Here is a 26833-nt window from a genome sequence, read left to right on the forward strand (position 1 = left end):
AGATGTGTATAAGAGACAGCCACCGGTAACGGCGGTAACGGCGGCGACGGCGGCGACGGCGGCCACGGCTCGGTCAGCAACGGCGGTAACGGCGGTGTCGGCGGGGCAGGTGGCGCCTCGGAGTCCGGTGCCGGCGGCAACGGCGGTGCCGGCGGCAACGGCGGCAACGGCGACCACGGCGTGACCGGCTCCGACGGCATTGACGGCAAAACTGGCGAGAACAACGGAGCCGGCGGCAAGGGCGGCAACGGCGGCACGGGCTTCGACGGCGGCAAGGGCGGCGCGGGCGGTGCCGGCGGCACCTCGGTGACCGGCAACAGCGGCGCCAACGGCGACGGCGGCGACGGCGGTGACGGCGGCAAGGGCGGCGCGGGCGGCGACGGCGGCGACGGCGCCGCGGGCAACTGGGATCACCGGGGTCAGTACGGCTTCGGCTCGGGCGGCATAGGCGGTAACGCCGGTGACGCCGGCGCCGCGGGCAAGGGCGGCGCCGCCGGCGAGGCAGGCACCGGCGGGGCCGATGGCACCGGCAAAGCCGGCACAGCGGGCGCCGACGGCGTAGGCGTTGCCGATATGGCTCAGGGCGGCAAGGGCGGCGCCGGTGCTGCGGGCAGCCCGATCTACCACAACGGCGGCGCCGGCGGCGACGGCGGCAGCGGCGGCACGTACGGCCACGGCGGCGACGGCGGCAACGGCGGCAACGCGGAGCAGACCGACACCGGCAACGCCCTGACCGGCGGAAATGGTGGCGCCGGCGGTAAAGGCGGGGCCGGCGGCACGGCCCAAGGCAACGGCGGGAACGGCGGCAACGGCGGCAAGGCCACGGCCGAGCTCACCGAAGACAGCAGCTCCGTCGCCACCCGGGGTGGCAACGGCGGGGCCGGTGGTAAGGGCGGCGCGGCCGTCAACGGCACCGGCGGTAACGGCGGCAAGGGCGGTGACGCAGGCTCCGGCAGCCAGTACGGCGGTGTCGGGGGTAAGGGCGGCGATGGTGGTGCGGTCACCGGCAAGGGCGCGGGCGGTACCGGTGGCGACGGTGGCAAGGGTGCCGTGGCGACCGGCTGGAAGTCCGACGGCACCTGGGGCATCGACGGGTTCGCCAACAAGTTCGGGGCCGGCACCATCCTGGGCGTCTCCGGCGCGGGCGGTGCCGGCGGCGCCGGCGGCGCGGGCACGACCGGCGGCGGCGGTAACGGCGGCAACGGCGGCGAGGGCGGCGGCGAGACCGGGACGGAAGGCAGCACCCGGGTCATCTGGGGCGGTAGCGGCGGCGCCGGTGGCGCCGGCGGTGCGGCCACCAACAGCGCCAAGGACGTCACCGACAGCGGCGACGGCGGCAACGGCGGCGAGGGCGGCGAGGGCGGTCAGGGCACCATCGCCGGTGGCAGCGGTGGCGCCGGTGGCGCCGGCGGCACCAGTGCCAACGGCAAGGGCGGTGACGGCGGTGACGGCGGCAGTGGCGACAAGGGCACCGGCTGGAGTGACGTCAACGGCAGCGTGACCGGCAAGGGCCAGATCCTGAGCTTCGGCGGCAACGGCGGCCGCGGCGGCGCCGGCGGCAACGGGGTGAGCGGCGGCGACGGCGGCAGCGGCGGCTCGGGCATCGCCGGAATCTTCGGCGGCAATAAGTTCAGCTCCGGCGGCGCCGGCGGCGCCGGCGGTGCCGGCGGCACCGGAACCACCGGCGACGGCGGCAACGGCGGCAAGGGCGGTGACAGCGGGGACGGCAGCTGGCGGGCGGCCAACGGCGGCGCCGGCGGTGTCGGCGGCAACAGCACCAGCGGAAACGGCGGCAAGGGCGGTGACGGCGGTGCCGGCGGCAGCCTGGACATCCCCGGCGGCGCCGCACCCACCAACGGCCGGGTCGTCATGGTCGGCGCCGGCGGCGCGGGCGGTGCCGGCGGCAGCAGCACCGCCGCCGACACCACCGGTTCCGGTGGCGACGGCGGTCGCGGCGGGGACGGCGGCGACGGCATCGGCAGCATCAAGGGCGGTGCCGGCGGCACCGGTGGCACCGGCGGCAAGGCGGGGAGCGTGGCCGGCGAGGCCGGCACCAAGCCGGCCGCTCCCACCACCAGCACCGGTGGCACGGGCGGCGCCGGCGGCGCGGGCGCCGAGCCCGAGGCGTCCGGCAGCTGACCCGCAGGCCGAAAGCCCCGCACACCGCGTGCGGGGCTTTCGCCATGATGTCGATAAGATCGACGTTTGCGTCTCAGCCGAAACCACAGCCAGTAAGGGGAGTCTCGTCGCGTGGGCCAACAACCAGTCGACCCGTCCGTCGTCTCCGACGCGACCCTGACCTCCGCGTTGCAGGCCGCGCAGGCCGCGTTCGCCGCGGCCGCCGACCTGGATGCGCTGGCGCAGGCCAAAACCGAGCACCTCGGTGACCGGTCGCCCTTGGCGCTGGCCCGCCAGGCCCTGGCCACACTGGACAAGGCCGACCGCGCCGACGCCGGCCGCCGGGTCAACGCCGCCCGCGCGCAGGCCCAGCAGGCCTACGACGAGCGCCTGGCGGCGCTGCGCGCCGAACGCGACGCCGCCGTGCTGGCCGCCGAGAGCATCGACGTCACGTTGCCCTCGGCCCGCAGACCCGTCGGCGCGCGCCACCCCATCACCATGCTGGCCGAACACGTCGCCGACACCTTCATCGCCATGGGCTGGGAACTGGCCGAGGGGCCGGAGGTCGAAGCCGAGCACTTCAACTTCGACGCCCTGAACTTCCCGGTCGACCACCCGGCGCGCAGCGACTCCGACACCTTCCACATCGCCCCGCCCGGTTCCCGCCAACTGCTGCGCACCCACACCTCACCGGTGCAGATCCGCGCCCTGTTGGCCCGCGAACTGCCGGTCTATGTGGTCTCGATCGGGCGCACTTTCCGCACCGACGAACTCGACGCCACCCACACCCCGGTGTTCCACCAGGTCGAGGGGCTGGCGGTCGACCGCGGACTGACCATGGCGCACCTGCGCGGGACGCTGGACGCCTTCGCCCGATCCGAGTTCGGGCCGGCCGCCAAGACCCGCATCCGGCCGCACTTCTTCCCGTTCACCGAGCCCTCGGCCGAGGTCGACATCTGGTTCGAGGGCAAGAAGGGCGGACCGGGCTGGGTGGAATGGGGCGGCTGCGGCATGGTGCACCCCAACGTGCTGCGCGCCGTGGGCATCGACCCGGAGGAATACTCCGGCTTCGCATTCGGTATGGGATTGGAGCGAACCCTGCAGTTCCGCAACGGAATTCCCGACATGCGTGACATGGTCGAAGGCGATGTCCGGTTCTCCCTGCCGTTCGGGGTGGGTGCCTGATGCGCATTCCCTACAGCTGGTTGCGGGAGACCCTGATCGCCGGTGCGCCGGGGTTTGACATCACCGCCGACGAACTCGAGCAGGCGCTGCTGCGGATCGGGCACGAGGTCGAAGCCGTGCACACCCTGGGCCCGGTCACCGGTCCGCTGAAAGTCGGCCGGGTCGCCGAGATCGAAGAGCTCACCGAGTTCAAGAAGCCCATCCGGGCCTGCCGGGTGGACGTCGGCGAAGAAGAATTGCGCGACATCGTCTGCGGCGCCAGGAATTTCACCGTCGGTGACCTGGTGGTGGTCGCGCTGCCCGGGGCGGTGCTGCCCGGCGATTTCACCATCGCCACCCGCAAGACCTACGGCCGAACCTCCGACGGCATGATCTGCTCGGCCGCCGAAATCCGGCTGGGCACCGACCACGCGGGAATCCTGGTGCTGCCGGCGGGCACCGCCGAGCCGGGCGCGGACGCCACCGCGGTGCTGGGCCTCGACGACGTGGTCTACGAACTGGCCATCACGCCCGACCGGGGCTACTGCATGTCGGTGCGCGGGCTGGCCCGCGACGTGGCCTGCGCCCTGGACCTGGACTCCCTCGACCCGGCCTCCGCCGATGTGGTGGCCCCGCTGCCCGCCGAGGGGCAGGCCTGGCCGCTGAGTGTGCAGCCGGGCACCGGGGTGCGCCGCTTCGCGCTGCGCAGCGTCACCGGCATCGACCCCGCGGCGGTCTCGCCGTGGTGGCTGCAACGCCGCCTGGCGCTCTGCGGCATCCGGTCGATCTCCCCGGCGGTCGACGCCACCAACTACGTCATGGTCGAACTCGGGCACCCGATGCACGCCCACGACCGTGCCCGCATCACCGGCGGATTCGACGTCCGCTTCGCCCGGCCCGGCGAGACCGTCACCACGCTCGACGACATCGAACGCAAGCTGGAGCCGGTCGACGTGCTGATCGTCGACGACGTCGCCACCGCCGCGATCGGCGGCGTGATGGGTTCGGGCAGCACCGAAATGCGTGACGACTCCACCGATGTGCTGCTGGAGGCCGCGATTTGGGATCCCGCGGCGGTGTCGCGGACCGCGCGGCGGCTGCACCTGCCCAGCGAGGCCGCCCGGCGCTACGAGCGCAGCGTCGACCCCGCCATCTCGGTGGCCGTGCTGGACCGGTGTGCTCAGCTGCTGGCCGAGATCGCCGGGGGAGTCATCGAACCCGGCCTGACCGACTGGCGCGGTGAACCCCCGGTGCACAACTGGAGCCCGCCCGCCGTCGAGATCGCCGCCGACCTGCCCGACCGTGTTGCCGGGGTCGGCTACCCTGAGGGCACCACCGCCCGGCGGCTCGCCCAGATCGGCTGCGACGTCGCCCGCAACGGCGACGTGCTGACCGTCACCCCGCCGAGCTGGCGCCCGGACCTGCGGCAACCAGCCGACCTGGTCGAAGAAGTGCTGCGGCTTCAAGGACTGGAATCCATCCCCTCGGTGCTGCCGACGGCGCCGGCGGGACGCGGACTGACCGCCACCCAGCGCCGGCGCCGCGCGATCGGCAAATCGCTGGCCCTGGCCGGCTACGTCGAGGTGCTCACCTCACCGTTTCTGCCCGCCGGAGTCTTCGACACCTGGGGGCTGGCGGACGATGACCCGCGCCGTGCCACGGTGTCGGTGCTCAACCCGCTGGAGGCCGACCGGCCGCAGCTGGCCGGCACGTTGCTGCCCGGGCTGCTGGAAGCGTTGAACCGCAACGTCTCCCGGGGCATGGGCGATGTCGCCCTGTTCACCATCGCCCAGGTGGTGCAACCGGCCGAGGCGGCCGAGTTCCCGGCCGTCACGGCCGCCCGCCGCCCCAGCGACGCCGAGATCGCCGGAATCGACGCGGCCCTGCCGCGCCAGCCGCAGCACGTCGCGGTCGCGCTGACCGGCCTGGCCGAACCGCGCGGGCCGTGGGGCCCGGGCCGGCCCGTGGAGGCCGCCGACGCCATCGAGGCGGCCCGGGTGATCGCCCGGGCCAGCGGAGTCGAGGTCACGCTGCGCTCCGGGGCGTATCTGCCCTGGCATCCGGGCCGCTGCGCGCAGGTACTGGTCGGCGAGACCCTGATCGGTCACGCCGGGCAGCTGCATCCGGCCGTCATCGAACGAGCGGGGCTGCCCAAGGGCACCTGCGCGGTGGAACTGAATCTCGATGCCATCGAGGTGACGCCGTCGTTGCCGGCGCCCCGGGTGTCGCCGTTCCCGGCGGTGTTCCAGGATCTGGCACTGGTGGTCGACGAGAAGGTGACCGCGCAGTCGGTGGCCGACGCGGTGCGTGAGGGCGCCGGCGAACTGCTGGAGGACATCGCGCTGTTCGACGTCTACACCGGCCCGCAGGTCGGGGAGGGCCGCAAGTCGCTGGCGTTCGCGCTGCGCTTCCGCGCCGCCGACCGGACGCTGACCGAGGACGAGGCCAGCGCGGCCCGCGACGCCGCCGTCGCCCGCGCCGGAGAGGCCGTGGGCGCCGCCCTGCGCTGACACCTGTCGCGTTCGCGGGCTGTTGCGAAACCGCCTGCTCGGGCATGCTGGAGTCGCCCGTCATGCCGCGTGACGTCAAGGGGGTCCGCCCGATGAACCAAGCCGAAACCTACGACGTGATCGTGCTGGGAGCCGGACCGGTCGGGGAGAACGTCGCCGACCGTGCCCGGGCCGCCGGGCTGACCGTGGCGATCGTGGAGCGCGAACTCATCGGCGGCGAGTGCTCGTACTGGGCCTGTGTGCCCAGCAAGGCGCTGCTGCGGCCGGTGCTGGCCCTCGATGACGTGCGCCGGGTGGCCGGCGCACGCCAGGCCGTCAGTTCCCCGCTCGACGCCGCCGCGGTGTTCGGGCGGCGCAATCACTATGTGGGGGATTGGCACGACGACGGGCAGGCGGACTGGATCGCCGGAATCGGCGCGACGCTGGTGCGCGGCGACGGCCGCCTGGACGGGCCGCGGCGCGTGGTGGTCACCACGCCCGGCGGCGAGGTGAGGCTGATCGCCCGCCAGGCGGTGGTGATCTGCACCGGAACCCGTGCGGTGCTTCCGGATCTGCCCGGGATGGCCGAAGTGCGCCCGTGGACCAATCGGGAGGCCACCGAGGCGACCTCGGTGCCGCGGCGTCTGGCCGTCGTCGGCGCCGGCGGCGTCGGCGTCGAAATGGCCACGGCCTGGCGGGGTTTGGGTTCGGCGGTGACGCTGCTGGTGCGCGGGAAGGGGCTGCTGGCGCGGATGGAGCCGTTCGTCGGGGAGTATGTCGCCCGCGGGCTGACCGACGCCGGAGTCGACGTGCGCTTCGGCGTCTCGGTCGCCCGGTTGCAGCGCCGCGACGCAGACGGGCCGGTGCAGGTGGAGCTGACCGACGGCAGCACTTTCGACGTCGACGAGATCCTGTTCGCGACCGGCCGCCGCCCGGCGACCGCCGACATCGGGCTGGAAACCGTCGGACTGACCCCGGGTGACTGGCTGGAGGTCGACGACACCTGCCGGGTGCGCGCCGTCGAGGACGGCTGGCTGTATGCCTGCGGCGACGTCAACCACCGTGCCCTGCTGACCCACCAGGGCAAATACCAGGCCCGCATCGCCGGCGACGTGATCGGCGCCCGGGCGGCCGGGCGGCCGCTGGACCCCGCGCCGTGGGGCTGGCACACCGCGACGGCGGACACCCACGCGGTGCCGCAGGTGTTCTTCACCGACCCCGAAGCGGCCGCGGTGGGGGTCACCGCCGAACAGGCCCAACACGCCGGCCACCGGGTGCAGGTGGTGGACGTGGAGATCGGCGAGGCCGTGACGGGCGCCCAGCTGCACGCCGACGGCTACCGGGGGCGCGCGCGCATGGTGGTCGACGCTGACAACGAGTACCTGCTCGGCGTCGCATTCGTCGGCCCGGGGGTGGCCGAGTTACTGCATTCGGCCACCGTGGCCGTCGCGGGCCGGGTGCCGATCAGTCGGCTGTGGCACGCGGTACCGTGCTTTCCGACCATCAGCGAGGTGTGGCTGCGGCTGCTGGAGGCCTACCGCGACGCCGCGGTGACCCAGACCCCGGCCGGCGTGACGTGACACCGTTGCGGCGGCGCGCCCGAAGTGTAATTAGTTTGCATATGGCCGCATAGTCATGCAGAATCGCCCGGTGACTACACCGATCAACGTGGCGGTGGCCGGTGCCAGCGGCTACGCCGGCGGGGAGATCCTGCGGCTGCTGCTCGGGCACCCCGCCTACGCCGACGGCCGGCTGCGCATCGGCGCGCTGACCGCCGCCGGCAATGCCGGCAGCACCCTGGGCGAACAGCATCCGCACCTGGTGCCGCTGGCCGACCGCGTCCTCGAACCCACCGACGTGGGCGTGCTCGCCGTCCACGACGTGGTGTTCCTCGGCCTGCCGCACGGACATTCGGCGGCGCTGGCCGAACAGCTCGGCGACGACACCGTGGTCATCGACTGCGGGGCTGACTTCCGGTTGGGCGACCCGACCGACTGGGAACGCTTCTACGGCTCGCCGCACGCCGGTACCTGGCCCTACGGGCTGCCCGAACTGCCCGGCGGGCGCGACAAACTCAAAGACGCCCGGCGGATCGCGGTCCCGGGGTGTTACCCGACTGCGGCGTTGCTGGCGCTGTTCCCGGCCGTCGCCGCGGGCCTGGTGGAGCCCGACGTCACCGTGGTGGCCGTCAGCGGCACCTCCGGTGCGGGTAAGGCCGCCAAGGTCGACCTGCTGGGCTCGGAGGTGATCGGATCGGCGCGGGCCTACAACATCGGCGGCGTGCACCGGCACACCCCGGAGATCGGCCAGGGCCTGCGCGCGGTCACCCAGCGCGACGTCAGGGTCGCGTTCATCCCGGTGCTGATCCCGGCATCACGGGGAATCCTGGCGACCTGCACCGCGAAAACCACCGCGCCGTTGTCCGAACTGCGCGCGGCCTACGAAAAGGCCTACGCCGACGAGCCGTTCGTGCACCTGCTGCCCCAGGGTCAGCTGCCCAAGACGGGATCGGTGATCGGCAGCAACGCCGCGCATCTCGCGGTGGACCTCGATGAGGACGCCTCGACGTTCATCGCGATCGCCGCGATCGACAACCTGGTCAAGGGCACCGGTGGAGCGGCGGTGCAGGCGATGAACCTGGCGCTGGGCTGGCCCGAGACGCAGGGACTGTCCGTGGTGGGAGTGGCGCCGTGACCGCCGGGCACACCCTGATACGCGAGCAGGGCGTCACCGCACCCGAAGGCTTCCGGGCCGCCGGAATCGCGGCCGGCATCAAGGCTTCGGGCAAGCCGGATTTGGCCCTGGTGTTCAACGAGGGGCCGGACTACGCCGCCGCGGGCGTGTTCACCAGCAACCAGGTCAAGGCCGCGCCGGTGCAATGGAGCCGGCAGGTGCTCACGTCCGGCCGGATGCGGGCGGTGATCCTCAACTCCGGCTGCGCCAACGCCTGTACCGGCCCGGGGGGCTTTCAGGACACCCACGCCACCGCCGAGGCGGTCGCGGCCGCGTTGTCGGCCTGGGGCACCGAGACCGGAGCGATCGAGGTGGCGGTCTGCTCCACCGGACTGATCGGCGACCGGCTGCCCATGGACAAGCTGTTGTCCGGGGTCACCGAGGTGGTGCAGGCGATGGCCGGCGGTCTGGTCGGCGGCGATGAGGCCGCCCGCGCCATCATGACCACCGACACCGTCCCCAAACAGGTTGCGCTGCACCACAAGGACAGTTGGACACTGGGCGGCATGGCCAAGGGCGCCGGGATGATGGCCCCGTCGCTGGCCACCATGCTGGTGGTGCTGACCACCGACGCCAAGGTCGACGCCGCGGCGCTCGACGGCGCCCTGCGCAGGGCCGCCGCTGTGACGTTCGACCGGCTGGACATCGACGGCAGCTGCTCCACCAACGACACGGTGCTGCTGTTGTCGTCGGGAGCCAGCGAGATCACGCCCAGCCAGGACGAGCTCGACGCCGCGGTGCTGGCGGTCTGCGACGACCTGTGCGCCCAGCTGCAGGCCGACGCCGAGGGCGTCACCAAGCGGGGGCGTATCACCGTCACCGGCGCGCCCGACGACAACGATGCGCTGGTCGCCGCCCGGATCGTGGCCCGCGACAGCCTGGTCAAAACCGCGCTGTTCGGCTCGGACCCCAACTGGGGCCGGGTGCTGGCCGCCGTGGGGATGGTGCCGTTCACCATCGAACCGGACCGGATCGCGGTGTCCTTCAACGGCTCCCCGGTCTTCAGTGCGGGCATGCCGATGCCGGGTGCCCGCGAGGTCGACCTGTCCGGGGCAGACATCGAGGTCACCGTGGAATTGGATCTCGGCATCGGGCAGGCCACCGTGCGCACCACCGACCTGTCGCACGCCTACGTCGAAGAGAATTCCGCGTATTCCTCATGACCGAACTGACCACCACAGTCAAGGCCCAGGTCCTGGCCGAAGCCCTGCCCTGGCTCAAGCAGCTGCACGGCAAGATCGTCGTCGTCAAGTACGGCGGCAACGCCATGACCGACGACACCCTCAAGCACGCGTTCGCCGCCGACATGGCCTTTTTGCGCAACTGCGGCATCCACCCGGTGGTGGTGCACGGCGGCGGACCGCAGATCAGCGCCATGCTCCGGCGGCTCGGGATAGAGGGCGACTTCAAGGGCGGATTCCGGGTCACCACACCGGAAGTGCTCGATGTGGCGCGCATGGTGCTGTTCGGTCAGGTCGGTCGCGAACTGGTGGGCCTGATCAACGCCCACGGCCCGTACGCGGTCGGTATCACCGGCGAGGACGCCGCACTGTTCACCGCGATCCGGCGCAGCGTCACCGTCGACGGGGTCGCCACCGACATCGGCCTGGTCGGCGACGTCGACCAGGTCAACACCGACGCGGTGCTGGATCTGATTGCCGCAGGCCGGATCCCGGTGGTCTCCACGCTGGCTCCCGACCCCGACGGGGTGGTGCACAACATCAACGCCGACACCGCCGCGGCCGCGCTGGCCGAAGCCCTGCAGGCCGAGAAACTGCTGATGCTCACCGATGTCGACGGCCTCTACACCGACTGGCCCAACACCGATTCACTGGTCAGCGAGATCGACACCGCGACCCTGGAGACCCTGCTGCCCACGCTGGAGTCCGGGATGATCCCCAAGGTCGAAGCCTGCCTGCGCGCCGTGCGCGGCGGGGTGCCCAGCGCCCACATCATCGACGGCCGGGTGCAACACTGCGTCCTGGTCGAGCTGTTCACCGATGCCGGCACCGGAACCAAGGTGGTAAACCCATGACAAGCCTGCAGGACCGGTGGTCTGCGGTGATGATGAACAACTACGGCACCCCGCCGCTGGCACTGGTCGCCGGCGACGGCGCGGTGGTGACCGACGAGGCCGGCAACAGCTACCTCGACCTGCTCGGCGGGATCGCGGTCAACGTGCTCGGCCACCGGCACCCGGCGGTGATCGAGGCCGTCACCCGCCAGCTGAACACGCTGGGCCACACCTCCAACCTGTATGCGACCGAACCGGGCATCGCCCTGGCCGAGGGGCTGGTCGGACATCTGGGCGTTGCGGCGCGGGTGTTCTTCTGCAACTCGGGAGCCGAGGCCAACGAAGTGGCCTTCAAGATGACCCGGCTCACCGGTAAGACGAAAATCGTTGCCGCCCAAGGTGCGTTTCACGGCCGGACCATGGGTTCGCTGGCCCTGACCGGACAGCCCGACAAGCAGGCGCCGTTCGAGCCGCTGCCCGGCGACGTGGTGCACGTGCCCTACGGCGACGCCAAAGCGCTTGCCGCCGAGGTCGACTCGGCCACCGCCGCGGTGTTCCTGGAACCGATCATGGGGGAGGGCGGCGTCGTCACACCGCCCGCCGGCTACCTGGCGCAGGCGCGCGGCATCACCGCCGCCCACGGTGCGCTGCTGGTGCTCGACGAAGTCCAGACCGGGATCGGGCGCACCGGCGCCTTCTACGCCCACCAGCACGACGGCATCGTCCCCGACATCGTCACGCTGGCCAAGGGCCTGGGCGGCGGGCTGCCGATCGGCGCCTGCCTGGCTGTGGGTGCGGCCGGCGACCTGTTGACACCGGGCAGCCACGGCAGCACCTTCGGCGGCAACCCGGTGTGCACCGCGGCCGCGCTGGCGGTGCTGCAGGCCCTGGCCGAAGGCGACCTGATCGCCAGGGCGGGCACGCTCGGCAAGACGCTGAGCCACGGCATCGAGGAGCTGGGCCATCCGCTGATCGACCATGTCCGGGGCAAGGGCCTGCTGGCCGGCGTGGTGCTGCGCGAGCCGAAGGCCAAGGCCGTCGAGCTCGCCGCCCGCCAGGCCGGCTTTCTGGTCAACGCCGCCGCGCCCGGCGTGGTCCGGCTCGCGCCGCCGCTGATCATCACCGAAGAGCAGATCGACAGCTTCATCACTGCCCTGCCGGCAGTGCTCGACACCGCGAACGAGGCTCAGTCATGATTCGGCATTTCCTGCGCGACGACGACGTCACCCCGGCCGAGCAGGCCGAAATCCTCGCCCTGGCAGCGGAACTGAAAGCCAAGCCGTTCAGCGCCCGGCCGCTCGAAGGCCCCCGCGGGGTCGCGGTGATCTTCGACAAGAACTCCACCCGCACCCGGTTCTCCTTCGAACTGGGCATCGCCCAGCTCGGCGGGCACGCCGTCGTCGTCGACGGCCGCTCCACCCAGCTGGGCCGCGACGAAACCCTCGAAGACACCGGACAGGTGCTCTCGCGCTACGTCGACGCCATCGTGTGGCGCACCTTCGCCCAGGACCGCCTGACGGCGATGGCCTCGACGGCAGGCGTGCCGATCGTCAACGCGCTCTCCGACGAGTTCCACCCCTGTCAGGTGCTGGCCGACCTGCAGACCATCGCCGAGCGCAAAGGCGACCTCAAAGGCCTGAAGCTGACCTACCTGGGCGACGGCGCCAACAACATGGCGCACTCGCTGATGCTGGGCGGCGTCACCGCCGGGCTGCACGTCACCGTCGCCGCCCCGGACGGCTTCACCCCCGACCCCGCCGTGGTGGCCGCCGCGCAGGCCCGCGCCGCCGACACCGGCGCCTCGGTCACGCTGACCGCCGATGCCGCCAAGGCCGCCACCGGCGCCGACGTGCTGGTCACCGACACCTGGACCTCCATGGGCCAGGAGGACGACGGCCTGGACCGGGTGGCGCCGTTTCGGCCCTTCCAGGTCAACGACGAACTGGTGGCGCTGGCCGACTCGGATGTCACCGTGCTGCACTGCCTGCCGGCGCACCGCGGCGACGAGATCACCGATGCGGTGATCGACGGGCCGCACAGTGCGGTGTGGGACGAAGCCGAGAACCGGCTGCATGCGCAGAAGGCGCTGTTGGTGTGGTTGCTGGAACGGTCGCGATGAGCCGAGCCGACAGCAGCGTCACGCGGGTGGGCCGTCAGGCCCGCATCGTGGAGGTGCTGTCCTCGGCGTCGGTGCGCAGCCAGACCGAACTGGCCGCGATCCTGGCCGCCGACGGCATCGAGGTCACCCAGGCCACCTTGTCGCGGGACCTCGAAGAACTGGGCGCGGTGAAACTGCGCGGTGTCGACGGGGGAGCCGGGGTGTATGTGGTCCCCGAGGACGGCAGCCCGGTGCGCGCGGTCTCCGGCGGGACCGACCGGCTGTGCCGGCTGCTGGGGGAGCTGCTGGTGTCCACCGACGCCACCGGTAATCTCGCCGTGCTGCGCACCCCACCCGGCGCGGCGGACTACCTGGCCAGTGCCATCGATCGGGCCGCGCTACCGTACGTCGTCGGCACCATCGCCGGGGATGACACCATCTTCGTAGCGGCCCGCGAGCCGATGACCGGCGCCGAACTGGCCGCCGCCCTCAACGACCTGCAGTAGACCAAGAGCAACACAGCAAGGAGAACTCGATGTCCGAACGCGTCATCCTGGCGTATTCCGGTGGCCTGGACACCTCGGTGGCGATCAGCTGGATCGGCAAGGAGACCGGCCGCGAAGTGGTCGCCGTGGCCATCGACCTCGGCCAGGGCGGCGAGGACATGGAGGTGGTGCGGCAGCGGGCCCTGGACTGCGGCGCCGTGGAGGCCGTCGTGGTGGACGCCCGCAACGAGTTCGCCGACGAGTACTGCCTGCCCACCATCAAGGCCAACGCGCTCTACATGGACCGCTACCCGCTGGTGTCGGCCATCAGCCGGCCGCTGATCGTCAAGCACCTGGTGGATGCCGCGCGCAGCCACGGCGGCACCATCGTCGCGCACGGTTGCACCGGCAAGGGCAACGACCAGGTCCGCTTCGAAGTCGGTTTCGCCTCGCTGGCGCCCGAACTCGACGTGATCGCCCCGGTCCGCGACTACGCCTGGACCCGGGAGAAGGCCATCGCCTTCGCCGAGCAGAACGACATCCCGATCAACGTCACCAAGCGCTCGCCGTTCTCCATCGACCAGAACGTCTGGGGCCGCGCGGTGGAGACCGGATTCCTCGAAGACCTGTGGAACGCCCCCACCAAGGACGTCTACGACTACACCGAGGACCCGACCGTCAACTTCAACGCCCCCGACGAGCTGATCATCAGCTTCGACAAGGGCCGCCCGGTGGCCATCGACGGCCGCCCGCTCAGCGTCCTGCAGATCATCCAGGAGCTCAACACCCGGGCCGGCGCGCAGGGTGTGGGCCGGCTCGACGTGGTCGAGGACCGGCTGGTGGGCATCAAGAGCCGCGAGATCTATGAGGCGCCCGGCGCCATGGTGCTGATCACCGCGCACACCGAGCTCGAGCACGTCACCCTGGAGCGCGAGTTGGGCCGCTACAAGCGCGGGGTGGACCGCAAGTGGGGCGAGCTCACCTACGACGGCCTGTGGTTCAGCCCGCTCAAGCGGTCGCTGGAGGTGTTCGTCGAGGACACCCAGCAGCACGTGTCCGGCGACATCCGCCTGGTCCTGCACGGCGGCAGCATCATCGTCAACGGCCGGCGCAGCGCCGAGTCGCTGTACGACTTCAACCTGGCCACCTATGACGAGGGCGACACCTTCGACCAGAGCGCCGCGCGCGGATTCGTCCAGATCCACGGCCTGAGCTCGAAGATCTCCGCCCGCCGCGACCTGAGCTGATCAGTTTCCATCGCGAGCAGACGCAGAATCGCACGCAGAAGCCTCTGCGGATGCGATTCTGCGTCTGGTGGCCGTAGAAAGGTGACCACATGAGCACCAACGAGGGATCGTTGTGGGGCGGCCGGTTCGCGCAGGGGCCGTCGGCCGCGCTGACCGCGCTGAGCAAATCGACGCACTTCGACTGGGTGCTGGCGCCCTACGACATCGCCGCCTCCAAGGCGCACGCCAAGGTGCTCTACGACGCCGGGCTGCTCACCGCCGAGCAGCGTGACGGGCTGCTGGCCGGCCTGGACAGCCTCGGCGAGGACGTCGCCGACGGCAGCTTCGGGCCCCTGGTCACCGACGAGGACGTGCACGGCGCGCTGGAACGCGGCCTGATCGACCGGGTGGGTCCAGAGCTGGGCGGCCGGTTGCGCGCCGGGCGGTCCCGCAACGACCAGGTGGCCACCCTGTTTCGGCTGTGGCTGCGCGACGCGGTGCGCCGGGTGGCCGCCGGGGTGCTCGACGTGGTCGAGGCGCTGGCCGAGCAGGCCGCCGCCCACCCCGCCGCGATCATGCCGGGCAAGACGCATCTGCAGTCCGCGCAGCCGGTGCTGCTGGCCCACCACCTGCTGGCTCACGCCCACCCGCTGCTGCGTGACGTGGACCGCATCGCCGACTTCGACGCCCGCGCAGCGGTGTCGCCGTACGGTTCGGGTGCGCTGGCCGGCTCGTCGCTGGGCCTGAACCCGGATGCCATCGCCGCTGAACTCGGCTTCACCGCTGCGGCGGACAATTCGATCGACGCCACCGCCGCACGCGACTTCGCCGCGGAGGCCGCCTTCGTGTTCGCGATGATCGCGGTCGACCTGTCCCGGCTGGCCGAAGACATCATCTTGTGGAGCTCCACCGAATTCGGCTACGCCGTGCTGCACGACTCCTGGTCGACCGGCAGCTCGATCATGCCGCAGAAGAAGAACCCCGATATCGCCGAACTGGCCCGCGGCAAGTCCGGCCGGCTGATCGGCAACCTCACCGGGCTGCTGGCGACGCTCAAGGCCCAGCCGCTGGCCTACAACCGGGACCTGCAGGAGGACAAGGAGCCGGTGTTCGACTCGGTGGCGCAGCTGGAGCTGCTGCTGCCCGCGATGGCCGGCCTGGTGGGCACCCTGCGGTTCGACACCGAGCGGATGGCCGCCCTGGCTCCGGCGGGCTACACCTTGGCCACCGACATCGCCGAATGGCTGGTGCGCCAAGGTGTTCCGTTCCGCGTCGCACACGAGGCGGCGGGCGCCGCGGTGCAGGCGGCCGAGCAGCGCGGCGTCGGCCTGGACGAACTGACCGATGCGGAGCTGGCCGCCATCAGCGCGGACCTCACCCCGGAAGTGCGCGAGGTGCTGACCGTCGAGGGCTCGGTGGCCTCCCGCGACGCCCGGGGCGGCACGGCGCCGGTGCGGGTGGCCGAGCAGTTGGCGGACCTGCGAGAGCGTGCCGCCGACCAGCGTCGCTGGCTCAACGGCTGACGTCTCAGCGCCGATACGCCGCCAGGTTCCCGGCCAGCTCGTCGAACAGATCCTGGTTCAGCCCGAACGCGAACCTGACCTCATCGACCACGTCGTCGATCTCGTCGGGTGTCAGACCGAGATTGTCGAGGCGGGCACGGTAGGCGTCCTTGTACGGTTTGGCCCGCACCGGGAACTCATAGAACGCCAGGCCGGCGCCGCCGAGGGCAAACGTGCGGTCCAGCACGCGCCCGACTGCCTGGCCGCCGGAGAGATCCCCGAGATAGCGCGTGTAGTGGTGGGCCAGCAACGCGCTGTTCGACGCGGCGCCGATCCGCTCGCAGTAGGCCTGGGCGGCGGGCGAATCGACCTCCGGAACCGCTCCACCGGTCCAGAACCGCAGGTCGGCCTCGATCGCCGAAAGCCGTTCCAGCGCAGGGTCATACACCGACGCGACGAGTGCGTCCTCGCGATTCGCGCGCACCGCGGCCTCCAGCGCGGCATAGACCAGCCGCAACCGCGACAGGTAGTCGACGTAGCCCTGCTCGTTGACCCTGCCGCCCATCAGCTCCGACACAAACGGTGAGGCCTCGGCAGCGTCATGGGCCGCCTGCGATCCCTCGCGCATCGCGGTGGACAACGAACGGACGGCATCGGGGTCCACCGGGGCCTGCAGCGACATTTCCCATCCATTCCCTGGTCGGTCCGAGCGCGCCGCTCATCAGCGTAATGAACCCGTCCCCGCCGACACCGACCCCGGTGCGTCGCGCTGCGTTAGCGTGAGCGGATCAACGCCAGCCGGACCTTGAGCACCTTCAGGCGCGCCGCGACCGCGGGCGCGGCCTGCCTGGTGCTGGCGCAGTGCGGCGCCGCACCGCCGCCGGGCAACGCGCCGGCCGCCGCACCGCCGCCGGGCGGACAAGCCGGCATCGAGCCGGTCGTCGAGGCCGTCACGGCCGCCGACCTCGGCGCCACCTGGCACCCCGACTGCCCGGTCGGCCCGGAGCAACTGCGACGCGTCACGCTGACCCACCTCGGGTTCGACGCCCGCCCGCACCGCGGCGAGCTGATCGTGCACCAGGATCTGGTCACAGACGTGATCGCGGTGTTCGAGCGGCTCTACCGGCTGGACTTCCCGATCGAGAAGATGCGGCCGGCGGCGGCGTACCGGGGCGGCGACGACGAACTGTCGATGGCGGACAACAACACCTCGGCGTTCAACTGCCGGCGCATCCCGGGCTCCGGCAACTGGGCGCTGCACGCCTACGGCCGCGCCGTCGACGTCAACCCGCTGCTGAACCCGTCGGTCGACGGCGACGGGTTCGAGCCGCACAACGCCGCGACCTATCTGGATCGCGCCAGCAGCGCACCGGGACTGCTGCATGCCGGCGACGCCGCGGTCCGCGCCTTCACCGACGCGGGCTGGACCTGGGGCGGAAACTGGCGCTCGCCGGTGGACTACCAGCATTTCGAGCAGCGCTGAGCACCGCGGCGGTCATTCCACCAGCTCCGAGAGTTCCAGCCAGCGGCTTTCCTGCTCGGCGACCTCGGCTTCCAGTGCCCGCAGTTCGCGGGTGAGTTCGGCCAGGCCCACGTGGTCGGACTGGTCGTGGTCGGCCAGCTGGTGATGCTTGGCCTCGATCTGCTCGGCCAGCTTCGCCAGCCGGCGGTCGACGGCAGCCAGGTCCTTCTGCGCGGCACGCAGTTGGGCCCCCGACAGCGGGCCGCCCGGCGCGGCGGGCGCGGCGGGGCGCGCGGCCGGTGCCCGGCGCAGCTCGGCGGCCAGCTGCAGATACTCGTCCACACCGCCCGGCAGGTGCCGCAGCCGCCCGTCCAGGATCGCGTACTGCTGGTCGGTGACCCGCTCCAGCAGATACCGGTCGTGGGAGACCACGATCAGGGTGCCCGGCCAGGAGTCCAGCAGGTCCTCGGTGGCGGTCAGCATGTCGGTGTCGACGTCGTTGGTGGGCTCGTCGAGCACCAGCACATTGGGCTCGGCGAGCAGGGTGAGCATCAGCTGCAGCCGCCGGTGCTGGCCGCCGGAGAGCTCACCGACCCGGGCCGAGAGCTGCGCGCTGCCGAACCCGAGGCGTTCCAGCAGCTGCGCCGGAGTCATCTCCTTGCCGTCGACCTGGTAGTCGTTGCGCAGCCGGCCCAGCACGTCGGCCACCCGATCCCCGGCCAGCGACGCCAGCTCCGCCGACTGCTGGTCCAACATGCCCAGCCGCACCGTCTTACCGCGCTTGACCCGGCCGCAGTCGGGCACCACCGTCCCGGCGATCAGACCCAGCAGGGTGGACTTCCCGGCGCCGTTGGCCCCGACGATCCCGGTGCGCTCACCGGGGCCGATCCGCCACTCGACATCACGCAGCACCGGCTTGCCGTCGTAGGAGACCGACACGTCCAGCAGATCGATCACGTCTTTGCCCAGCCGTGCGGTCGCCAGCTTCATCAGCTCGACGTCGTTGCGCAGCGGCGGGACGTCGGCGATCAGCGCATTGGCGGCCTCGATGCGGAACTTCGGCTTGGAGGTGCGGGCCGGTGCCCCGCGCCGCAGCCAGGCCAGCTCCTTGCGTAACACGTTCTGCCGCTTGGCCTCGCTCGCCGCGGCCATCCGGTCGCGCTCCACCCGCTGCAGCACGTAGGCCGCGTAGCCGCCCTGGAACGGCTCCACGATGCGGTCGTGCACCTCCCAGGTGGTGGTGGCCACCTCGTCGAGGAACCACCGGTCGTGGGTGACCACCAGCAGGCCGCCGCTGTTGCGGGCCCAGCGCTGCTGCAGGTGGCGCGCCAGCCAGGTGATGCCCTCCACATCGAGGTGGTTGGTCGGCTCGTCGAGGCAGATCACGTCCCACTCGCCGATCAGCAGCGCCGCCAGCTGGGCTCGCCGGCGCTGCCCGCCGGACAGCTCCGAGATGGTTGCGTCCCAGGCGATGTCGGCCACCAGTCCGTCGACCACGTCCCGGATCCGCGGGTTGGACGCCCATTCGTGGTCGGCCTGCTCACCGACCAGCGACGCTCCCAGCGTGCGGGCGGGGTCGAGGGTGTCGGCCTGGTCCAGCAATCCGACGCGCAGGCCGCTGCGCCGGGTGACACGGCCCGAGTCCGGGGTCACCGCCCCGGCCAGCAGACGCAGCAGCGACGATTTGCCATCCCCGTTGCGGCCGACGATCCCGATCCGGGCGCCGTCGTTGACCCCCAGGGTCACTGAGTCCAACACCACACCGGTGGGGTAGCGCAGGTGAAGTGCCTCAGCTCCGAGCAGGTGTGCCACCGCAGGAACGGTACTGCCTGCCCGTTGCCGAATGGTGAACCAGCCGGACCGGCGGGACTGATGTGCCAGAATGTGCACGTCATTTGATCGGGCGCGCGAAGTGTAGGGAGCAGCGGTGGATCTGAATTTGTCGGCCGTCAGCCGGCCGGTCGAATGGCTGATGGCCACCGCGCAGAACGGTCTGGAGGTGCTGCGCTGGGGCGGTCTGGAGACCGGCACCGTCCCCTCGCCGTTCCAGATCGTCGAGAGCACCCCGATGTACAAGCTGCGGCGGTACTTCCCGCCGGACAGCCGCCCGGGACAGCCGCAGCCCGGACCGCCGGTGCTGCTGGTGCACCCGATGATGATGTCGGCGAACATGTGGGACGTCACCCAGGAGGAGGGCGCGGTCGGGATCCTGCACGACGCCGGCCTCGACCCCTGGGTGATCGACTTCGGCTCGCCGGACCAGATCGAAGGCGGCATGCGCCGCAACCTGGCCGACCACATCGTCGGGCTCAGTCAGGCCATCGACACCGTCGCCGAGACGACCGGGCGCGACGTGCACCTGGCCGGCTACTCCCAGGGCGGCATGTTCGCCTATCAGACCGGGGCGTACCGGCATTCGAAGAGCATCGCCAGCATCATCGCGTTCGGCTCGCCGGTGGACACCCTGGCCGCCCTGCCGATGGGCGTCCCGCCCAACCTCGCCGCCAACGTGGCCGGCTTCATGGCCGACCACGTCTTCAACCGGCTCGACATCTCGGGCTGGCAGGCCCGGGTGGGCTTCCAGATGATGGACCCGCTCAAGACCGCCAAGGCCCGGATCGACTTCATGCGCCAGCTGCACGACCGGGAGGCGCTGCTGCCGCGGGAGGCGCAGCGGCGGTTCCTGGAGTCCGAGGGCTGGATCGCCTGGTCGGGCCCGGCGATCTCCGAGCTGCTCAAGCAGTTCATCGCCCACAACCGGATGATGACCGGCGGTTTCGCCATCAACGGGCAACTGGTCACGCTGACCGACATCACCTGCCCGGTCCTGGCGTTCGTCGGCGAGGTCGACGACATCGGGCAGCCGGCGGCGGTGCGCGGCATCCGCCGTGCCGCCCCGGATGCCAAGGTCTTCGAATACCTGCTGCGGGCGGGGCATTTCGGTCTGGTGGTGGGCTCCAAGGCCGCCGAGCAGACCTGGCCGACGGTGGCGCGCTGGGTGTTGTGGCAGTCCGGGATGGGGCCGCAGCCGGCCGGGGTGTCGCTGATGTCCGAGCAGCCCGCCCAGGGAGCCAAGAGCGGCGGCGTCGCGATGACGTCGCGGATCGCGCACGGCCTGGGTGAGGCATCCGAGGTGGCCCTGACGCTGGCCCGCGGCGCCGCCGACGCCCTGGTGGCGGCGCAGAAGTCGGTGCGCACCATCGCGGTGGAGACCGCCCGGACCCTGCCGCGGCTGGCCCGGCTGGGGCAGATCAACGACCACACCCGAATCTCGCTGGGCCGCATCATCGACGAACAGGCCGCGGACTCGCCCGACGGCGAATTCCTGCTGTTCGACGGGCGGGTGCACACCTACGAGGCGGTCAACAAGCGCATCGACAACGTGGTGCGCGGCCTGATCGAGGTCGGGGTGCGCCAGGGCGACCACGTGGGCGTGCTGATGGCCACCCGGCCCAGCGCCCTGGTCGCTATCGCGGCACTGTCCCGGCTGGGCGCGGTGGCCGTGCTCATGCCGACGGACGGGGATCTGCTGCCCGCGGCCCGGCTGGCCGGCTTCTCCGACATCATCGTCGACCCCGACACCCTGGACCTGGCCGGCGACGCCGCCCGCGAACTGGGCTGCCAGGTGCTGGTGCTCGGCGGTGGTGAAGCCCGCGACCTCGACCTGCCGACTGACCTCAACGTCATCGACATGGAGCAGATCGACCCCGACGCGGTGGAACTGCCCGGCTGGTACCGCCCCAACCCGGGCTTCGCCCGCGACCTGGCGTTCGTGGCCTTCGGCAATGCCGGCGGCGAGCTGGTGGCCAAGCAGATCACCAACTTCCGGTGGGCGCTCTCGGCCTTCGGCACCGCCTCGGCGGCGGCACTGGGGCCCAACGACACCGTGTACTGCCTGACCCCGCTGCATCACGAGTCCGGGCTGTTGGTCAGCCTCGGCGGTGCGGTGGTCGGCGGGGCGCGCATCGCGCTGTCGCGGGGGCTCAACCCGGACCGGTTCGTCTCCGAGGTGCGCCGCTACGGGGTCAGCGTGGTGTCCTACACCTGGGCGATGCTGCGTGAGGTCATCGACGACCCGAACTTCGTCTTGCAGGGCAACCACCCGGTGCGCCTGTTCATCGGGTCCGGGATGCCCATCGGCCTGTGGAACCGGGTCACCGAGGTGTTCGCGCCGGCCAACGTGGTGGAGTTCTTCGCCACCAAGGACGGCCAGGCCGTGCTGGCCAACGTCGCCGGCGCCAAGGTCGGCAGCAAGGGACGCCCGCTGCCCGGCGCGGTGGAGGTGGAGCTGGCCGCCTATGACTCCGAACTCGACCTGATCCTGGAAGACGACCGGGGCTTTGTGCGCGTCGCCGAGACCGACGAAGTCGGGGTGCTGCTGGCCAAACCGCGCGGGCCCATCGACCCGGCGGCGTCGGTCAAGCGTGGCGTGTTCGCCCCGGCCGACACCTGGATCTCCACGGAGTTTCTGTTCCGGCGCGACGCCGACGGCGACTACTGGCTGGTGGGCGGGCGTTCGTCGCGCATCGCCACCGACCGGGGGATCGCGTTCCCGGTGGTCATCACCGATGCGCTCAGTGCGGTCACCGGCGTCGACCTGGGGGTGACCTACCGGGTGCCCGCCGAGGGCCGCGACCTGGTGGTGTCGGCGCTCACGGTGCAGGCGGGCGCCACGATCACCGCCGCCGACCTCAGCGAGGCGGTGGCGGCCCTTCCCGCCGGTACCGGGCCCGACCTGATCCACGTGGTGCCCAACCTTGCGCTGAGCACCGTCTACCGACCGGTGGTCGGCGGCTTGCGGGAGGCCGGGCTGCCCAAGGCCGGACGCAACGCCTGGTATTACGACGCCCCCAGCCGGCAGTTCAAACGACTGACCGCCGCGGTGCGCGCCGAACTGGCCGGCGGCCGCCCGTGATCCCGCAAGATCTGCTCGACATCCTGGTGTGCCCGGCCGACCGCGGCCCCCTGCTGTTGGTGCAGCGCTCCGGTGGCTCCGCCGAACAGGCGCTTTATAACCCACGGCTGCGCCGGGCTTACCGGATCGACGACGACATCCCGGTGTTGTTGATCGACGAGTCCGAACCCATCGGCGACGAGGAGCACGCCGCGCTCATCGCCCAAGCGGGTCCGGCAGCTCCCCGGTGAGATAACGCTGCAGGGTCGGGCCGATCATCGCCACGATCTCGCGCGCCGGAAGCGAGGCGATGGGCTCCAGCCCCACGATGTAGCGGGCGACCACGACGCCCATCAGCTGGCTGGCGGCGAACTCGGCGCGCAGGACACCGGTCCCGGCCGGCTCGTCGACGCGCGGGGCGAGCTCGGCCACCACGATCTCGCGGAAGAACGACCGCGCCAGCGGTACCTCGGCCCCGGTGAGCAGCGAGCGCACCGCGGCGATGAAACCGGTTCCGGTCTGCGAATCCCACAGTGGCAGAAGCAGTTCGGGCAGCGCGTGCCCGAGTTCATCCACCGGGGTCTGCCGCAGCGGCCCCAAGACCATCATCGGATCGACCGGCAGTTCGACCGCGGCGGCGAACAGCTGCTGCTTGGTGCCGAAGTAGTGGTGCACCAGCGCGGCATCCACGCCGGCCCGGGCGGCCACCGCCCGGATCGCGGTGTTGGCGAAGCCGTTGGCGGCGAACAGCTCCCGGGCGGCGGTCAAGATCCTCTCGCGGGTGTCCGAGGCGCCCGACGGGCGCCCCGGCCGGCGCCCGGGCGATGCGGCGGGCCTCACGGTGTCTGCCGCCGCAGGGTGACTGCCGCCAGGCCCAGTGCGGCGACGGCGAACGCCAGCACGATGGCGATGTCGCGCACCGCGGTCCCGGTCAGATCCGGGTGTATCGCGACCTGCTGCAGCGCGTCGAGGGCATAGCTGGCCGGCAGGGCGTTGCTCACCCACTGCAGCCAGTCCGGCATCGCCGCCCGCGGCACGATGATCCCGGCCAGCAGCAGTTGCGGCACCATCACCAGCGGGATGAACTGGACGGCCTGAAACTCGGTGCGGGCGAACGCGCTGCACAGCAGGCCCAGGCCGACACCGAGCACCGCGTTGATGATCGCGATGCCGAACACCCAGGCCGGGCTGCCCGCGGTGTGGAAATCCAGCAGCCAGAACGCGACGACGCACGCCAGGGTGGCCTGGGCGGCCGCCGCGACCGAGAACGCCGTCCCGTAGGCGGCAAGGAGGTCGCCCCGGCGCAGCGGGGTGGTCAAGATGCGCTCCAGGGTTCCCGACGCACGCTCGCGCTGCATGGTGATCGCGGTGATGACAAACATCAGGAACAGCGGAAACAGGCCCAGCAGGATCAGGCAGGCGGCGTTGAACGGCGACGGCGTGCCCGGCGGATGGACGGCGTCGGAGAGCATGAAATACATCAGGGCGATGACCAGGCTGGGGACCAGCAGGATCATCGCGACGCTGCGGTGATCACCGGCGAGCTGTCGCAGGATTCGCAGCGTGGTGGCCACGAAGGGCCGCGGTGCCAGCAGCGCGCTCAGCCTGCCCGGAGCGCGGTGGTGCGCCGGATGACGGACAGGAACGCCTCCTCCATCGACGTACATCCGGTCTCCTCTCGCAGTCGTAGCGGTGTGGTGCGCGCCAGCAGCCTGCCTTCGCGCATCAGCAGCAGATCGCCGCAGTGGTCGGCCTCGTCCATCACATGGCTGGACACCAGCAGCGTCGTACCGCGCCGGGCCAGCGCGCCGAACTGCTGCCAGAGTTCGGCGCGCAGCACCGGGTCCAGGCCGATGGTCGGTTCGTCGAGCACCAGCACGTCCGGCCGGCCGACCAGCGCGCAGGCCAGCGAGACCCGGGCGCGCTGCCCGCCGGACAGGTTGGCGCAGTAGTCGCCGCGGTGCCGGCGCAGATCTACGGCGGCGATCGCCTCGTCCGCCTCGCGGGAGTCCGCTCCGGCCAGGGCCGCGAAGTACCGCACGTTGTCGAGCACCCGCAGGTCGTCGTAGACGGTGGCGTCCTGCGGCATGTAGCCGACCCGGCGGCGCAGCTCCCGCGAGCCGGCCGGGCTGCCCAGCACGTCCACCCGGCCGCCGGTGATGCGCTGGGTGCCCACGATGCAGCGCATCAGGGTGGTCTTCCCGCAGCCCGACGGCCCGAGCAGCCCGGTGATGGTGCCGGGGGCGATCCGGACCGAGAGGTCGTGCAGCACGGGACGCCTGCCGCGGATCACGCGCAGGTGGTCGATAGAGATGGCCGGAGCGTTCGCCGAGAATTCATCACGCGATGAAATCATCATGTGATGAATAATCGGCCCGCCCCGGCGCCCTGTCAAGGGCCGCGACCAGGCAGAATTCCCCGCGTGAGAGCTGAGCGGCTGGCCGTGGATCCGCTCACGGCCGCCCAGCGCCTGCTCGGCGCCACCCTGCGTTGCCGCGGCGTGGATGCGACGATCGTCGAGGTGGAGGCCTACGGCGGCGTGCCGCACGGCCCCTGGCCGGACCCGGCGGCGCATTCCTACGCCGGGCCCACGGCGCGCAACGCGGTGATGTTCGGCCCGCCCGGGCACCTGTACACCTACCGCAGCTACGGCATGCACGTGTGCGCCAACGTGGTCTGCGGCCCGGACGGCACGGCCGCCGCGGTGCTGCTGCGGGCGGCGGTCCTCGCCGCGGGTGAGCCGGTGGCGCGCGGCCGCCGCGGCGAGGCGCTACCGCGGGAGGCGCTGGCCCGCGGACCCGGCAACCTGTGTTCGGCGTTGGGAATCACCATGGCGGACAACGGAATCAACTTGTTCGACCCGCGCAGTCCGGTGCGGCTGCGGCTCGGCGCGCCGCTGGCCGCGCAGGCCGGACCGCGGGTGGGCGTCAGCCGCGCCGCCGATCGGCCCTGGCGGTTGTGGGCAGCCGGAAAGCCCGAAGTTTCTGCCTACCGACGCAGCCCGCGGGCACCGGCGCCGGGCGCCTCGGACTGATCCGGGAAAATCGATCCATGCCGACGACGATTCTCGACGAGCTGAGCTGGCGCGGGCTGATCGCCCAGTCGACCGACCTGGACGCACTGACCGCCGAGGTGACCCGCGGGCCGATCACGGTCTACGCGGGCTTCGACCCGACCGCCCCGAGCCTGCACGCCGGGAACCTGGTGCCACTGCTGGCGCTGCGCCGCTTCCAGCGGGCCGGGCACCGGCCCATCGTGCTCGCCGGCGGCGCCACCGGGCTGATCGGCGACCCCCGCGACAGCGGCGAGCGCACCCTCAACACCGCCGACACCGTGGCGCAGTGGGCCGAGCGGATCCGCGGACAGCTGGAGCGCTTCGTCGACTTCGACACCGGGCCGACCGGCGCGGTGGTGGTGAACAACCTGGACTGGACCGCGCCGTTGTCGGCGGTGGACTTCCTGCGCGATGTCGGCAAGCACTTCTCGGTCAACGTGATGCTCGACCGCGACACCATCCGGCGCCGCCTCGAGGAGGGCATCTCCTACACCGAGTTCAGCTACATGTTGTTGCAGGCCAACGACTACGTGCAGCTGCACCAGCGCTACGGCTGCGCGCTGCAGATCGGCGGCTCCGATCAGTGGGGCAACATCATCGCCGGCGTCCGGCTGGTGCGCCAGAAACTGGGCGCCACCGTGCACGCCCTGACCGTGCCCCTGGTCACCGCCGCGGACGGCACCAAGTTCGGCAAGTCCACCGGCGGCGGCAGCCTGTGGCTGGATCCCGACATGACCAGCCCGTATGCCTGGTACCAGTACTTCTTCAACACCGCCGACGCCGACGTGATCCGGTATCTGCGCTGGTTCACGTTCCTGACGGCCGAGGAGCTGGCCGAACTCGAGGAGGCGACCGCGGCGCGCCCGCACGAGCGGGCCGCCCAGCGCGCCCTGGCGCGTGAGTTCACCACGCTGGTGCACGGCCAAGCCGCCACCGAGGCGGTCGAGCTGGCCAGCCAGGCGCTGTTCGGCAGGGGAGAGCTATCCCGGCTCGACGAGGCCACCCTGTCGGCTGCCCTGCAGGAGACGTCGGTGGCCCGCCTGGAACCCGGCGGCGCCGACGGCATCGTGGACCTGCTGGTCGCCACTGGATTGTCGGCGAGTCGCGGGGCCGCGCGGCGCACCATCGGCGAGGGCGGCGTCTCGGTGAACAACGTCCGCGTCGACAGCGAGGAATGGACGCCGCAGCCCGAGAATTTCCTGCATGGTCGGTGGTTGGTACTGCGCCGAGGAAAGCGCAACGTGGCTGGTATCGAGAGGGTCTAGTGAGGGTCTAGTGAGGGTCTAGCGGCCTCAAGGCGACCACAGGTTGATCTTGAAAAATAGGCCTGACCAGCGGATTTGACTCTAAGATTCCCCTCGCGTAACTTTATCCACGTCGCAGGGAGCGCCGGAAACGGAAGCCCCAAAGACGCCCCGGAGAGATTCGAGAGAATCGCGACGGATTCTGACTGTCCGCAAGGCATGCAAGCGGTTAAACACCGCGGGTAGGCTGCGCGCTCAGTCGGGCGTGTTGTTTGAGAACTCAATAGTGTGTTTGGTGGTTTTTGTTTGTTGTTGTTTTTTGCCATGCCTTCGGCGCCCCGTGTTGGGG

The 26833-nt window shown here is 71.4% G+C and carries 22 protein-coding genes; 17 read left to right on the top strand and 5 right to left on the bottom strand.

What is annotated here, in order from left to right:
- Window positions 1-180 precede the first annotated feature (180 nt).
- From LI92_RS23740 to argH, 12 genes are all read left to right on the top strand, one after another.
- Window positions 181-2139: a hypothetical protein gene (locus LI92_RS23740; protein WP_052740754.1), complete on the top strand. Its 1959-nt coding sequence runs from the start codon at window positions 181-183 to the stop codon at window positions 2137-2139.
- A 111-nt stretch (window positions 2140-2250) separates the two neighbouring features.
- Window positions 2251-3303: a phenylalanine--tRNA ligase subunit alpha gene (pheS, locus tag LI92_RS10105; protein WP_046318497.1), complete on the top strand. Its 1053-nt coding sequence runs from the start codon at window positions 2251-2253 to the stop codon at window positions 3301-3303.
- Complete coding sequence (pheT, locus tag LI92_RS10110) at window positions 3303-5792, top strand: phenylalanine--tRNA ligase subunit beta (RefSeq protein ID WP_046318505.1); 2490 nt, start codon at window positions 3303-3305, stop codon at window positions 5790-5792. Before pheS ends, pheT begins: the two co-directional genes overlap by 1 nt.
- A 92-nt stretch (window positions 5793-5884) precedes the next feature.
- Window positions 5885-7351, top strand: coding sequence for a dihydrolipoyl dehydrogenase family protein (locus tag LI92_RS10115; protein ID WP_286134998.1), 1467 nt, complete (start codon window positions 5885-5887; stop codon window positions 7349-7351).
- 55 nt (window positions 7352-7406) lie between these two features.
- Entirely contained in the window at window positions 7407-8465 is a 1059-nt protein-coding gene (argC, locus tag LI92_RS10120; protein WP_046318506.1) for an N-acetyl-gamma-glutamyl-phosphate reductase, read from the top strand.
- Window positions 8462-9667: a bifunctional glutamate N-acetyltransferase/amino-acid acetyltransferase ArgJ gene (gene argJ / locus LI92_RS10125; RefSeq protein ID WP_046318507.1), complete on the top strand. Its 1206-nt coding sequence runs from the start codon at window positions 8462-8464 to the stop codon at window positions 9665-9667. The genes argC and argJ overlap by 4 nt, the downstream gene beginning before the upstream one ends.
- Window positions 9664-10539, top strand: coding sequence for an acetylglutamate kinase (gene argB, locus LI92_RS10130; protein ID WP_046318508.1), 876 nt, complete (start codon window positions 9664-9666; stop codon window positions 10537-10539). Before argJ ends, argB begins: the two co-directional genes overlap by 4 nt.
- Complete coding sequence (locus LI92_RS10135; RefSeq protein ID WP_046318509.1) at window positions 10536-11714, top strand: acetylornithine transaminase; 1179 nt, start codon at window positions 10536-10538, stop codon at window positions 11712-11714. The genes argB and LI92_RS10135 overlap by 4 nt, the downstream gene beginning before the upstream one ends.
- Window positions 11711-12637, top strand: a complete 927-nt coding sequence (argF, locus tag LI92_RS10140) for an ornithine carbamoyltransferase (RefSeq protein WP_046318511.1) — start codon at window positions 11711-11713, stop codon at window positions 12635-12637. The genes LI92_RS10135 and argF overlap by 4 nt, the downstream gene beginning before the upstream one ends.
- Window positions 12634-13122 carry an arginine repressor gene (locus tag LI92_RS10145; RefSeq protein ID WP_046318512.1) on the top strand — a complete coding sequence of 163 codons (489 nt, stop codon included), beginning with the start codon at window positions 12634-12636 and terminating at the stop codon, window positions 13120-13122. The genes argF and LI92_RS10145 overlap by 4 nt, the downstream gene beginning before the upstream one ends.
- A 29-nt stretch (window positions 13123-13151) precedes the next feature.
- Window positions 13152-14348: an argininosuccinate synthase gene (locus LI92_RS10150; RefSeq protein ID WP_046318514.1), complete on the top strand. Its 1197-nt coding sequence runs from the start codon at window positions 13152-13154 to the stop codon at window positions 14346-14348.
- Window positions 14349-14437: 89 nt separating this feature from the next.
- A complete protein-coding gene (argH, locus tag LI92_RS10155) occupies window positions 14438-15850 on the top strand; it encodes an argininosuccinate lyase (RefSeq protein ID WP_046318515.1) in 1413 nt (470 codons plus the stop codon).
- A gap of 4 nt (window positions 15851-15854) precedes the next feature.
- On the opposite strand, the gene LI92_RS10160 is transcribed toward argH, so the two are convergent.
- Window positions 15855-16511: a biliverdin-producing heme oxygenase gene (locus LI92_RS10160; protein ID WP_046318517.1), complete on the bottom strand. Its 657-nt coding sequence runs from the start codon at window positions 16509-16511 to the stop codon at window positions 15855-15857.
- A gap of 123 nt (window positions 16512-16634) precedes the next feature.
- Between LI92_RS10160 and LI92_RS10165 the strand changes: the two genes are divergently transcribed.
- A complete protein-coding gene (locus tag LI92_RS10165) occupies window positions 16635-17312 on the top strand; it encodes a M15 family metallopeptidase (protein ID WP_046318522.1) in 678 nt (225 codons plus the stop codon).
- 12 nt (window positions 17313-17324) lie between these two features.
- Here the strand turns inward: LI92_RS10165 and LI92_RS10170 are convergent, their stop codons facing one another.
- Window positions 17325-19103, bottom strand: a complete 1779-nt coding sequence (locus tag LI92_RS10170) for an ABC-F family ATP-binding cassette domain-containing protein (RefSeq protein WP_046318538.1) — start codon at window positions 19101-19103, stop codon at window positions 17325-17327.
- 115 nt (window positions 19104-19218) lie between these two features.
- On the opposite strand from LI92_RS10170, the gene LI92_RS10175 reads away from it, so the two are divergent.
- Together LI92_RS10175 and LI92_RS10180 are read left to right on the top strand one after the other, a co-directional pair.
- Window positions 19219-22206: an acyl-CoA synthetase gene (locus tag LI92_RS10175; protein WP_046318524.1), complete on the top strand. Its 2988-nt coding sequence runs from the start codon at window positions 19219-19221 to the stop codon at window positions 22204-22206.
- Window positions 22203-22436: a Trm112 family protein gene (locus LI92_RS10180; RefSeq protein WP_046318526.1), complete on the top strand. Its 234-nt coding sequence runs from the start codon at window positions 22203-22205 to the stop codon at window positions 22434-22436. The genes LI92_RS10175 and LI92_RS10180 overlap by 4 nt, the downstream gene beginning before the upstream one ends.
- On the opposite strand, the gene LI92_RS10185 is transcribed toward LI92_RS10180, so the two are convergent.
- From LI92_RS10185 to LI92_RS10195, 3 genes are read right to left on the bottom strand one after another with little or no spacing between them, the layout of a single operon-like run.
- Window positions 22402-23025: a TetR/AcrR family transcriptional regulator gene (locus tag LI92_RS10185; RefSeq protein WP_046318528.1), complete on the bottom strand. Its 624-nt coding sequence runs from the start codon at window positions 23023-23025 to the stop codon at window positions 22402-22404. The genes LI92_RS10180 and LI92_RS10185 overlap by 35 nt on opposite strands.
- Window positions 23022-23852 (bottom strand): ABC transporter permease, encoded by an 831-nt coding sequence (locus tag LI92_RS10190; RefSeq protein ID WP_046318529.1) that lies wholly within the window; start codon window positions 23850-23852, stop codon window positions 23022-23024. The genes LI92_RS10185 and LI92_RS10190 overlap by 4 nt, the downstream gene beginning before the upstream one ends.
- Window positions 23786-24544 (bottom strand): ABC transporter ATP-binding protein, encoded by a 759-nt coding sequence (locus tag LI92_RS10195; protein ID WP_046318531.1) that lies wholly within the window; start codon window positions 24542-24544, stop codon window positions 23786-23788. Before LI92_RS10195 ends, LI92_RS10190 begins: the two co-directional genes overlap by 67 nt.
- Before the next feature lie 3 nt (window positions 24545-24547).
- On the opposite strand from LI92_RS10195, the gene LI92_RS10200 reads away from it, so the two are divergent.
- On the top strand, window positions 24548-25219 hold the full coding sequence (locus LI92_RS10200; RefSeq protein ID WP_082109656.1) for a DNA-3-methyladenine glycosylase: 672 nt from the start codon (window positions 24548-24550) through the stop codon (window positions 25217-25219).
- A 17-nt stretch (window positions 25220-25236) separates the two neighbouring features.
- On the top strand, window positions 25237-26505 hold the full coding sequence (tyrS, locus tag LI92_RS10205) for a tyrosine--tRNA ligase (protein ID WP_046318533.1): 1269 nt from the start codon (window positions 25237-25239) through the stop codon (window positions 26503-26505).
- The last annotated feature ends 328 nt before the right edge of the window (window positions 26506-26833 follow it).

Origin of the sequence: Mycobacterium sp. UM_Kg1 (assembly GCF_000972925.1) — a bacterium.
Classification (GTDB): Bacteria; Actinomycetota; Actinomycetes; order Mycobacteriales; family Mycobacteriaceae; genus Mycobacterium; species Mycobacterium hiberniae.

What these genes read in the sequence shown, in the direction of transcription:
- pheT (WP_046318505.1), top strand. Translation starts at nt 3,303, where the DNA reads ATGCGCATTCCCTACAGCTGGTTGCGGGAGACCCTGATCGCCGGTGCG.
- LI92_RS10115 (WP_286134998.1), top strand. Translation starts at nt 5,885, where the DNA reads ATGAACCAAGCCGAAACCTACGACGTGATCGTGCTGGGAGCCGGACCG.
- argC (WP_046318506.1), top strand. Translation starts at nt 7,407, where the DNA reads ATGCAGAATCGCCCGGTGACTACACCGATCAACGTGGCGGTGGCCGGT.
- argB (WP_046318508.1), top strand. Translation starts at nt 9,664, where the DNA reads ATGACCGAACTGACCACCACAGTCAAGGCCCAGGTCCTGGCCGAAGCC.
- LI92_RS10135 (WP_046318509.1), top strand. Translation starts at nt 10,536, where the DNA reads ATGACAAGCCTGCAGGACCGGTGGTCTGCGGTGATGATGAACAACTAC.
- argF (WP_046318511.1), top strand. Translation starts at nt 11,711, where the DNA reads ATGATTCGGCATTTCCTGCGCGACGACGACGTCACCCCGGCCGAGCAG.
- LI92_RS10145 (WP_046318512.1), top strand. Translation starts at nt 12,634, where the DNA reads ATGAGCCGAGCCGACAGCAGCGTCACGCGGGTGGGCCGTCAGGCCCGC.
- LI92_RS10150 (WP_046318514.1), top strand. Translation starts at nt 13,152, where the DNA reads ATGTCCGAACGCGTCATCCTGGCGTATTCCGGTGGCCTGGACACCTCG.
- argH (WP_046318515.1), top strand. Translation starts at nt 14,438, where the DNA reads ATGAGCACCAACGAGGGATCGTTGTGGGGCGGCCGGTTCGCGCAGGGG.
- LI92_RS10160 (WP_046318517.1), bottom strand. Translation starts at nt 16,511, where the DNA reads ATGTCGCTGCAGGCCCCGGTGGACCCCGATGCCGTCCGTTCGTTGTCC.
- LI92_RS10190 (WP_046318529.1), bottom strand. Translation starts at nt 23,852, where the DNA reads ATGTACGTCGATGGAGGAGGCGTTCCTGTCCGTCATCCGGCGCACCAC.
- LI92_RS10195 (WP_046318531.1), bottom strand. Translation starts at nt 24,544, where the DNA reads ATGATGATTTCATCGCGTGATGAATTCTCGGCGAACGCTCCGGCCATC.
- LI92_RS10200 (WP_082109656.1), top strand. Translation starts at nt 24,548, where the DNA reads ATGAATAATCGGCCCGCCCCGGCGCCCTGTCAAGGGCCGCGACCAGGC.
- tyrS (WP_046318533.1), top strand. Translation starts at nt 25,237, where the DNA reads ATGCCGACGACGATTCTCGACGAGCTGAGCTGGCGCGGGCTGATCGCC.